This is a genomic window from Pantoea sp. Pa-EAmG (genome assembly GCF_030024295.1).
GTDB classification, from domain to species: Bacteria; Pseudomonadota; Gammaproteobacteria; order Enterobacterales; family Enterobacteriaceae; genus Pantoea; species Pantoea dispersa.
The window spans coordinates 1-9,772 of sequence record NZ_JASEWO010000165.1; the positions used below are offsets into that span (position 1 = coordinate 1).

Below are 9,772 nucleotides of genomic sequence, written 5' to 3' on the forward strand. Positions count from 1 at the left end.
TAAGCATCATCCTCAGTGAGGATCGTAAAACCGCATAACGAGTGAAAAAGGATCGCCATCATGCAAAAAGACGCGCTGAACAATGTGCATATCGCCGACGAACAGATTTTAATCACGCCACAGGAACTGAAAGCGAAGTTCCCGCTGACCGCGGCGCAGGAAGCGCAAATTGCCGCTTCCCGCCAGACCATCGCGGATATCATCGCGGGTCGCGATCCGCGTCTGCTGGTGGTGTGCGGTCCCTGCTCGATCCACGATACCGAAGCCGCACTGGATTACGCTCGTCAGTTACAAACACTCTCTGCACAGTTGAAGGATCAGCTGTATATCGTTATGCGCGTCTATTTTGAAAAACCCCGTACCACCGTCGGCTGGAAAGGGTTAATCAACGATCCTTACATGAACAACTCGTTTGATATGGAAGCCGGCCTGCACATTGCGCGTCAGCTGCTGGTCAATCTTGTGGAGATGGGCCTGCCGCTGGCCACCGAAGCGCTCGACCCCAATAGCCCGCAATACCTCGGCGATCTGTTTAGCTGGTCGGCGATTGGGGCGCGTACCACAGAATCGCAGACGCACCGTGAAATGGCGTCTGGCCTGTCGATGCCGGTAGGCTTTAAAAACGGCACCGATGGCAGCCTCGGCACCGCGATCAACGCCATGCGCGCCGCCGCGATGCCGCACCGCTTTGTCGGCATTAACCAGGCCGGTCAGGTGTGCCTGCTGCAAACTCAGGGCAACCCGGACGGTCACGTGATTCTGCGCGGCGGTAAAGCGCCAAACTACGGCCCGGAAGATGTCGCGCAGTGCGAAAAAGAGATGCTGAAAGCAGGACTGCGTCCGGCCTTAATGATAGATTGCAGCCATGGCAATTCTAACAAAGACTATCGCCGTCAGCCTGGCGTAGCCGAATCGGCTATCGCGCAGATTAAAGATGGAAACCGCTCCATCATTGGCCTGATGCTGGAAAGCAACATTCACGAAGGCAACCAGTCTTCTGAACAGCCACGTAGCGAAATGAAATACGGTGTTTCTGTCACTGATGCCTGTATCAACTGGGAAACCACGGAAACCTTGCTGCGTGAAATCCATCAGGATCTGCAGGGAGTGCTGTCGGCGCGTCTGTCACACGAGGTGTAATGAGTCATGGTGGCTGAACTGACCGCGCTGCGCGATCAAATTGATGAAGTAGATAAAGCCCTGCTGGGGCTGCTGGCGAAAAGACTGGCGCTGGTGGCCGAAGTCGGCGAAGTCAAAAGCCGCTACGGTTTACCGATTTATGTGCCTGAGCGCGAGGCCAGTATGCTGGCGTCGCGTCGTCAGGAAGCGGAAGCGCTCGGCGTGTCGCCGGACCTGATCGAAGATGTACTGCGTCGTCTGATGCGTGAATCCTATGCGCATGAAAATGACAAAGGCTTCAAAACGCTGTGTCCTGAACTGCGTCCGGTGGTGATTGTCGGCGGCGGCGGTCAGATGGGACGTCTGTTCGAGAAGATGCTGACGCTCTCCGGCTATCAGGTGCGTATTCTTGATAAAGATGACTGGCCGCGCGCGGATGAACTGCTGCACGATGCGGGCATGGTGATCATCAGCGTGCCGATCCATCTGACTGAACAGATCATTGCCGATCTGCCAGCGCTGCCTGATGACTGCATTCTGGTGGATCTGGCGTCGGTGAAGAACCGTCCGCTGCAGGCGATGCTGGCGGCGCACAGCGGTCCGGTACTGGGACTGCATCCGATGTTCGGTCCGGACAGCGGCAGCCTGGCGAAGCAGGTGGTGGTATGGTGCGATGGCCGTCAGCCGGAAGCCTATCAGTGGTTCCTGGAGCAGATTCAGGTGTGGGGCGCGCGCTTACACCGCATCAGTGCGGTTGAGCACGATCAAAACATGGCGTTCATTCAGGCGCTGCGCCACTTCGCCACCTTCGCTTATGGTTTGCATCTGGCGGAAGAGAACGTCAATCTGGATCAACTGCTGGCACTGTCCTCGCCTATCTATCGCCTCGAACTGGCGATGGTGGGACGGCTGTTTGCGCAGGACCCACAGCTGTACGCCGACATTATCATGTCGTCGGAAAGTAATCTGGCGCTGATTAAACGCTACTATCAGCGTTTTGGTGAAGCCATCACGCTACTGGAGCAGGGCGATAAACAGGCGTTCATCAACAGCTTTGAGCGCGTGGAACACTGGTTTGGCGACTACGCGAAACGATTCCTCGTCGAGAGCCGCAGCATGCTGCGCTCCGCCAACGACAGTCGCCAGTAATGATTAAGGCATCCGTGAGGATGCCTTTTTGTTTTACAGACGCGGTTCTACCGGTACCACGTTCTCACCCGGATAACAGCCCAGCACCTTCAGTGAACGCGTGAGCGCACGCAGTTCTTCCAGCGCCTGCTGCATGTTCTCCGACTGCAGATTGCCCTGCACATCAATGTAAAACATCTCTTCCCATGGGTTACCATTGATTGGCCGGTTTTCCAGCTTGCTCATGATCAGATTGTGATTACGCAACACCAGCAGTGCTTCAACCAGCGCGCCGGCCTGCTGGCCCGTCGCCATAATCAGCGTGGTTTTGGCCGGCACCTGGCTGGAGACTTCAATCGGTTTACGCGCGAGCACAATGAAGCGGGTATGGTTCTGCTGCTGATTCGCCAGGTTGCGCTCCAGCACCTGCAGGCCATACAGCTCACCGCCAGCTTCACTGCCCAGCGCGGCCACGCGCGGCGAGTTCATCGCGGCTACTTTCTCCATCGCCGCCGCCGTGCTTTCGGTGTATTCGATTTTCCACTGCGGGAAGCGGTTGATGAACTGGCTGCACTGCTGGAACGGTTGCGGATGGCTATACACCGTTTCAATCTGCTGCAAATCGGTATTACCGCTAACCAGCACGCAGTGTTCGATAGGAATGGTCAGCTCGCCGACGATCGACAGCGACGTTTGCTGCAGCAGATCGTATACGTCATTGATCGAGCCGGAGCTGGTGTTCTCAATCGGCATCACCGCGTAATCCGCCTGACCGCTTTCAACCTGCTGAATGATGTCGTGGAATTTCAGACACCCCATTTCCACCATCGAATCGAAGTGGCGCGTGGCGTATTTACGGGCGGCAAGGTGCGAATAGGAGCCTTTTGGGCCGAGGAAGGCGATGCGCGGCGCGTGCGCATGAGGATGATTCAGGTTTTTCTGCAGCAGCGCCTGCTGGGTTAGCACCGAATCTTCAATCACTAACTGGAACAGGCGCGTGATGTAGTGCGCATCCAGCTGATGTTTTTTACCCAGCGCGATGAGATTTTCCAGCAGGGCGCGTTCGCGCTCGACGTCACGAATCGGGCGGTGGGTGGCCAGCTTGGCCTGCGCTACCTCAACGGCCAGCGCGCGCCGTTCAGCCAGCAGCGTTAACAGCCTGGCATCGACGGCGCTGATCTTATCGCGTAACGCCAGCAGCGGATTCTCGGGATTCATAGGGCTCACCTGTAAAATGTCCAATAAAAAAGCCTCCCGGTTGGGAGGCTTTGTTGTTCGTCTTCGCATTCATTTTCACACGACGAATCGCCTCCCAATCAGGGGAAGGTAAAAAAGAATGCGAAGAAGAACGGCAGCAGTTTCATGATCAATTCCGGCAATAAAGTGAACTGAGAGTAACCGCACAGCTTAAAAGCTGTCAATAAAAAACGCGCCCGCAGGCGCGTTGCTGAAAAGCGATAAATTACCCGGCAGGGGTGAAATCTTTAACACTGCTGGTGGCACGTCGTGCTTCAGGCTTGTGCTGTGCTTTATTTAGCTGGCGCTCCAGCTTGGCGATCAGGTCATTGATGGCCGTATACATATCATCGTGTTTCGCGCTGGCGACCAGCGTGCCGTTTGGCGTGTTAATGGTGGCATCGGCCACAAATTCTTTCGGCTCTTTCGATAACACAATGTGCGGATTTATCAGGTGGGTTTGCCATTTTTCCAGCTTGGCGAGACGGTCTTCGACATGGTTGCGGATTGCAGCAGTGATTTCCATTTGTTTGCTGGTAATGTTCAGAATCATAGTTAAACCTCTCTGTCATTTCCGTCTGGGTAGGACCAGCATACCGCGCAAATCAGGAAAATGTGTGATCTGGATCACATTGGAATGTCACTTTTTGTCAATGCCAGCGAATTGTGAGAAAGGCTGGGAAAAGGGCGAAAAAAGCTTGATGCACAGCGGGGATAGGGGCAAGATTGATGAGTTAACCGTAGCGGAAAAAACCATTTCAGACGGTTTTCTGACCAAAAAAAAGCAGCCACAGCGGCTGCTTTTTTAATGGCACGAAAATCAGGACGCGCTATTCGCCGCAATGATTTTCGCAACTTTGTCAGCTTCCGTCGTCAGCTGCAGCTGGCGATAGGCATTTTCCATCAGCGGCAGCGCGTCACGCGTGGCCTGGGTGTCCGGATAATCGCGCATCATACCTTCAACCCGATTAACAACGGCGACATAGGCACCGCGCTTGGTATAGAATTGCGCCACGGAGAGCTCATACTTCGCCAGGCGATCTTTCAGGAACGTCAGACGTTTCTGCGCATCTGCCGCGTACTGGCTGTTCGGATAGCCGCGCAGTAGCTGAGAGAAGTCACGGAATGCATCACGCGCATGCGTAGGATCGCGGTCGGAACGATCGATCCCGAAGAAGCCCTGCAGCGCGGAATCATCCAGTGCCATGTCCGTCAGGCCCTTCATATAGATCACGTAATCAATGTTAGGGTGCGTCGGGTTCAGGCGCATAAAGCGGGAAATGGCGGCTTGCGCCAGTGGCAGATCGGCATTTTTGTAGTACGCGTAGATCAAATCCAGCTGCACTTGCTGCGAGTAAGGACCAAACGGATAACGGTTATCCAGCGCTTCCAGTTGCTTAATCGCCGCTTTAAAGTTACCGTCCTGCAGCTTTTGCTGCGCTGTGGCGTAAATTTCAGACGGCGGGCTGTCCGGGACCGGGTCCGATGAGCCGGAACAGCCCACCAGTGCCAGGCTCAGGCTCAGTGTGGCAGCAGCCACCAGATGTTTCATACGCGTCATGACGAAATGATTATCCTCAAAGTGTTGTAGCGGAAGCTGTCCGTTAAGCTCCCGGTTATGACCTGGTACGATAGCACATTATATTAAACGGCATCGCCGTGAAAACCCAACGTTAACGAAGAAGCTGTATATGGCACAACAAGTTCAACTCACCGCAACGGTGTCCGAAGCACAGCTTGGACAACGCTTAGATCAGACTTTGGCGGAATTGTTCCCTGATTATTCACGTTCCCGCATAAAAGAGTGGATCCTTGAGCGTCGGGTCAGCGTCAACGGCACCATCATCGATAAACCGAAAGAGAAAGTACTCGGCGGTGAGCGGGTGGCGATTGATGCCGAGATCGAAGAGGAGCAGCGCTGGGAAGCGCAAAATATTCCGCTGGATATCGTTTATGAAGATGACCACATCCTGGTGATCAACAAACCGCGCGACTTAGTGGTCCACCCTGGCGCCGGTAATCCGGACGGCACGGTACTGAATGCGCTGCTTTATCACTATCCGGCGATTGCCGACGTGCCGCGCGCCGGCATCGTGCACCGTCTGGATAAAGACACCACCGGACTGATGGTAGTGGCCAAAACGGTACCGGCGCAGACGCATCTGGTTGAAACGCTGCAGCTGCGTGAAATCACCCGCGAATATGAAGCGGTGGCGATTGGCACCATGACCGCTGGCGGTACGGTGAACGAGCCGATGGCGCGTCACTCTACCAAGCGTACCCACATGGCGGTGCATCCGATGGGTAAACCGGCCACCACGCACTATCGCATCATGGAGCATTTCCGCGCCCATACGCGTTTACGCTTGCGCCTGGAAACCGGCCGTACTCACCAGATTCGCGTGCACATGGCGCACATTAACCATCCGCTGGTGGGCGATCCGCTGTACGGTGGTCGTCCGCGTCCGCCAAAGGGCGCTTCTGAGGCTTTTATCAGTACGCTGCGCGGTTTTGACCGCCAGGCGCTGCACGCCACTATGCTGCGTCTTTATCATCCGATCACCGGGATTGAGATGGAGTGGCACGCGCCACTGCCGCAGGACATGGTTGATCTGATTGAGGCACTGAAAGCCGATACCGACGAGTTCCGCGATCAACTGGACTGGCTATGAGTGACTGGATCGTGCCGCAGTGGCCGGCGCCGGCGCGCGTGCAGGCTTATTCGACCACGCGGCACGGCGGCGTTAGCGCGGCGTCATGGGATTCCCTCAACCTCGGCGCGCACGTCGGGGACGAGGCGGATTGCGTGATGCACAATCGTCAGCGCGTGGTCGGGCAGCTGGCGCTACCGGCAATGCCGCAGTGGCTGGAGCAGGTGCACGGCCAGACGGTGGCGCGTCTGCCGGCGGCTGCGGCCGTGCCGCGTGCCGATGCGGCGATAACGCGGGAAAGCGGCGTGGTGTGTGCAGTGATGACCGCCGACTGCCTGCCGGTGCTGTTTTGCAGCCATGATGGCAGCGAAGTTGCCGCGGCACATGCCGGCTGGCGCGGGTTGTGTCATGGGGTGCTGGAGCAAACGCTGGCACAGTTTCACTGCCCGGCGAGCGAGATTCATGCCTGGCTCGGTCCGGCGATTGGTCCACAGGCATTTGAAGTGGGGGCCGAGGTGCGCAGTGCGTTCCTGGCGCAGGATGCCGCTGCCGATGCGGCTTTTCGCCCGGCCGGCGAGAAATATTTTGCCGATATCTGGCTGCTGGCAACCCAGCGTCTGCAGGCCGCTGGCGTGCGATCTGTCACGGCTGACGCGCGCTGTACCTATCAGGAAAGCGCCGATTTTTTCTCCTTCCGACGCGACGGAATCACCGGGCGTATGGCAACTTTGATTTGGCTGAGATAACCTTACGCCGCAAGACGATCCAGTAGCGTATTTTTTACTCACAATGCAGGTCATTAACCTTGAAAATTTGAGGGATGACCTCATTTAATCTCCAGTAGCATTTTGACCTGTAATGGGAGGAATCATGCGTCTGGATCGTCTTACCAACAAATTCCAGTTGGCCCTGGCCGATGCACAGTCCCTTGCTCTGGGACACGATAATCAATTCATCGAACCCCTGCACCTGATGAGCGCGCTGCTCAACCAGGAGGGTGGATCAGTACGTCCGCTGCTCAGCGCTGCGGGAGCGGATGTCGCTAACCTGCGTACCAGCATCGAACAAGCCATCAATCGTTTGCCGCAGGTCGAAGGGACCGACGGCGACGTTCAGCCATCAGCGGATTTGGTCCGGGTACTGAATCTGTGCGACAAGCTGGCGCAAAAGCGCGGCGACAACTTTATTTCATCTGAATTATTTGTTCTGGCGGCCCTCGAATCGCGCGGCTCGCTGGCGGACTTACTGAAGTCTGCCGGTGCCACGGCGGACAAACTCGCTAAGGCCATCGAGCAACTGCGGGGAGGGGAAAACGTGAACGATCAGGGGGCTGAAGATCAGCGCCAGGCTTTGAAAAAATACACCATCGATCTGACGGAGCGCGCTGAGCTCGGCAAGTTAGATCCGGTTATCGGGCGTGACGAAGAGATTCGCCGCACCATTCAGGTATTGCAGCGTCGTACCAAAAACAACCCGGTGCTCATCGGTGAACCGGGCGTCGGTAAAACCGCCATCGTTGAAGGGCTGGCACAGCGCATCATTAACGGCGAAGTGCCGGAAGGGCTGAAAGGCCGGCGCGTTCTGGCGTTGGATATGGGCGCGCTGGTGGCCGGCGCGAAATATCGCGGCGAGTTTGAAGAGCGCCTGAAAGGCGTGCTGAATGACCTCGCAAAACAGGAAGGCAACGTCATTCTGTTTATCGATGAGCTGCATACCATGGTTGGCGCCGGTAAAGCCGACGGCGCGATGGATGCCGGCAACATGCTGAAGCCGGCGCTGGCGCGCGGTGAACTGCACTGCGTGGGTGCCACCACGCTGGATGAGTATCGTCAGTACATCGAGAAAGATGCCGCGCTGGAACGCCGTTTCCAGAAAGTGTTCGTCGCCGAACCGAGCGTCGAAGACACCATCGCTATTCTGCGTGGCCTGAAAGAGCGTTACGAGTTGCATCACCATGTGCAGATTACCGACCCGGCTATTGTGGCTGCGGCAACGTTGTCGCACCGCTATATTGCCGATCGCCAGTTGCCGGACAAAGCCATCGACCTGATTGATGAGGCGGCGTCGAGCATTCGTTTGCAGATTGACTCCAAGCCGGAACCGCTCGATCGTCTCGAACGGCGCATCATCCAGCTCAAACTGGAGCAGCAGGCGCTGAAGAAAGAATCGGATGACGCCAGCGTTAAGCGTCTGGAGATGCTGGAAAGCGAGCTGGATCAGAAAGAGCGCGAATATGCTGAGCTCGAAGAAGAGTGGAAAGCGGAAAAAGCCTCGCTGACCGGCACGCAAAACATCAAAGCCGAGCTGGAGCAGGCGCGTCTGGCTATGGAGCAGGCACGGCGTGTGGGTGACCTTGGCCAGATGTCGGAACTGCAGTACGGCAAAATTCCGGAGCTGGAAAAACAGCTGGCAAGCGCCACGCAGGCTGAAGGTAAAACCATGAAGCTGTTACGCAACCGCGTTACGGATGTCGAGATCGCCGATGTGCTGGCGCGCTGGACCGGTATTCCGGTGGCCCGCATGATGGAAGGCGAGCGCGATAAACTGTTGCGGATGGAGCAGGAGCTGCATGCCCGGGTTATCGGCCAGGACGAAGCGGTTGAAGCGGTATCGAACGCCATTCGCCGTAGCCGCGCCGGTTTGTCTGACCCGAACCGGCCAATCGGATCGTTCCTGTTCCTTGGACCGACCGGTGTCGGTAAAACCGAGCTGTGTAAGGCGCTGGCTAATTTCCTGTTCGATAGCGACGACGCGATGGTGCGTATCGATATGTCGGAATTCATGGAGAAACATTCGGTGTCGCGTCTGGTCGGGGCACCTCCGGGCTACGTCGGTTATGAAGAGGGCGGTTACCTGACAGAGGCGGTGCGTCGTCGCCCTTACTCGGTGATTTTGCTGGATGAGGTGGAAAAAGCGCATCCGGATGTGTTCAACATTCTGCTGCAGGTGCTGGATGATGGGCGTCTGACCGATGGTCAGGGGCGCACCGTGGACTTCCGCAATACCGTGGTGATCATGACATCTAACCTCGGTTCGGATCTGATTCAGGAACGTTTCGGCGCGCTTGATTACGCGGAAATGAAAGATGTGGTGATGACGGTCGTCGGACACCATTTCCGTCCGGAGTTTATCAACCGTATTGATGAGGTGGTGGTATTCCATCCGCTGGGTGAAAAACATATTGCCTCGATTGCGCAGATTCAGCTGCAGCGGCTGTATCAGCGTCTGGAAGAGCGCGGTTATCAGCTGCACATTTCCGACGCGGCGCTGAAACTGCTGGGCGAAAATGGTTACGATCCGGTTTACGGCGCGCGGCCATTGAAGCGGGCTATTCAGCAGCAGATTGAAAACCCGCTGGCGCAGAAGATTTTGTCTGGCGCGCTGGTTCCGGGAAAAACTATCGAAATGGATGTGCAGGACGATGCCATCGTCGCGCACCAATAACGCAACGTGACAAAAACGGGCCTCAGGGCCCGTTTTTTTATGCTGTTTCGCAAGAATCAGCTGGTTTTTGCAACGTGTTGCCTGGAAAGTGAGCGGTCGCGCAAAAACTGCAAATTAGCGCTTGTCAGGCGAAACGAAGTCCCTATAATGCGCCACCACTGAGACGGCAAAGCGGCAACGCAGGCGGCTCAGCA

At 56.4% G+C, this 9,772-nt stretch carries 10 protein-coding genes and 1 other annotated feature; of the genes, 6 read left to right on the plus strand and 4 right to left on the minus strand.

Features of this window, described 5'->3' with window-relative positions:
• Nucleotides 1-60 precede the first annotated feature (60 nt).
• The gene (locus QMM04_RS17955) at nt 61-1,140 is read left to right on the plus strand and encodes a 3-deoxy-7-phosphoheptulonate synthase (protein WP_058759618.1); all 1,080 of its coding nucleotides are present in this window, start codon (nt 61-63) and stop codon (nt 1,138-1,140) included.
• A gap of 6 nt (nt 1,141-1,146) precedes the next feature.
• Nucleotides 1,147-2,268: a bifunctional chorismate mutase/prephenate dehydrogenase gene (tyrA, locus tag QMM04_RS17960; RefSeq protein WP_021507321.1), complete on the plus strand. Its 1,122-nt coding sequence runs from the start codon at nt 1,147-1,149 to the stop codon at nt 2,266-2,268.
• 33 nt (nt 2,269-2,301) lie between these two features.
• On the opposite strand, the gene pheA is transcribed toward tyrA, so the two are convergent.
• The 3 genes from pheA to raiA all read right to left on the minus strand — a co-directional run bounded on the left by pheA (nt 2,302) and on the right by raiA (nt 4,036).
• Nucleotides 2,302-3,465, minus strand: coding sequence for a bifunctional chorismate mutase/prephenate dehydratase (pheA, locus tag QMM04_RS17965; RefSeq protein WP_058776009.1), 1,164 nt, complete (start codon nt 3,463-3,465; stop codon nt 2,302-2,304).
• Between the two features lie 22 nt (nt 3,466-3,487).
• Nucleotides 3,488-3,612 (minus strand) — a sequence feature (Phe leader region).
• Nucleotides 3,564-3,611, minus strand: a complete 48-nt coding sequence (gene pheL, locus QMM04_RS17970) for a pheA operon leader peptide PheL (protein ID WP_121497579.1) — start codon at nt 3,609-3,611, stop codon at nt 3,564-3,566. Its footprint overlaps the feature before it by 48 nt.
• A 97-nt stretch (nt 3,613-3,709) precedes the next feature.
• Nucleotides 3,710-4,036: a ribosome-associated translation inhibitor RaiA gene (gene raiA / locus QMM04_RS17975; RefSeq protein WP_021507319.1), complete on the minus strand. Its 327-nt coding sequence runs from the start codon at nt 4,034-4,036 to the stop codon at nt 3,710-3,712.
• A gap of 64 nt (nt 4,037-4,100) precedes the next feature.
• Here raiA and QMM04_RS17980 point away from each other — a divergent pair, with 64 nt between their 5' ends.
• Nucleotides 4,101-4,292 (plus strand): hypothetical protein, encoded by a 192-nt coding sequence (locus tag QMM04_RS17980; RefSeq protein WP_132467019.1) that lies wholly within the window; start codon nt 4,101-4,103, stop codon nt 4,290-4,292.
• Between the two features lie 11 nt (nt 4,293-4,303).
• On the opposite strand, the gene bamD is transcribed toward QMM04_RS17980, so the two are convergent.
• On the minus strand, nt 4,304-5,044 hold the full coding sequence (gene bamD / locus QMM04_RS17985; RefSeq protein ID WP_058759616.1) for an outer membrane protein assembly factor BamD: 741 nt from the start codon (nt 5,042-5,044) through the stop codon (nt 4,304-4,306).
• A 130-nt stretch (nt 5,045-5,174) separates the two neighbouring features.
• Here bamD and rluD point away from each other — a divergent pair, with 130 nt between their 5' ends.
• From rluD to clpB, 3 genes are all read left to right on the plus strand, one after another.
• The gene (rluD, locus tag QMM04_RS17990; RefSeq protein ID WP_021507316.1) at nt 5,175-6,155 is read left to right on the plus strand and encodes a 23S rRNA pseudouridine(1911/1915/1917) synthase RluD; all 981 of its coding nucleotides are present in this window, start codon (nt 5,175-5,177) and stop codon (nt 6,153-6,155) included.
• On the plus strand, nt 6,152-6,880 hold the full coding sequence (gene yfiH / locus QMM04_RS17995) for a purine nucleoside phosphorylase YfiH (RefSeq protein WP_282996675.1): 729 nt from the start codon (nt 6,152-6,154) through the stop codon (nt 6,878-6,880). Before rluD ends, yfiH begins: the two co-directional genes overlap by 4 nt.
• A 124-nt stretch (nt 6,881-7,004) precedes the next feature.
• Nucleotides 7,005-9,578, plus strand: a complete 2,574-nt coding sequence (gene clpB / locus QMM04_RS18000; protein ID WP_021507314.1) for an ATP-dependent chaperone ClpB — start codon at nt 7,005-7,007, stop codon at nt 9,576-9,578.
• Nucleotides 9,579-9,772: the final 194 nt, after the last annotated feature.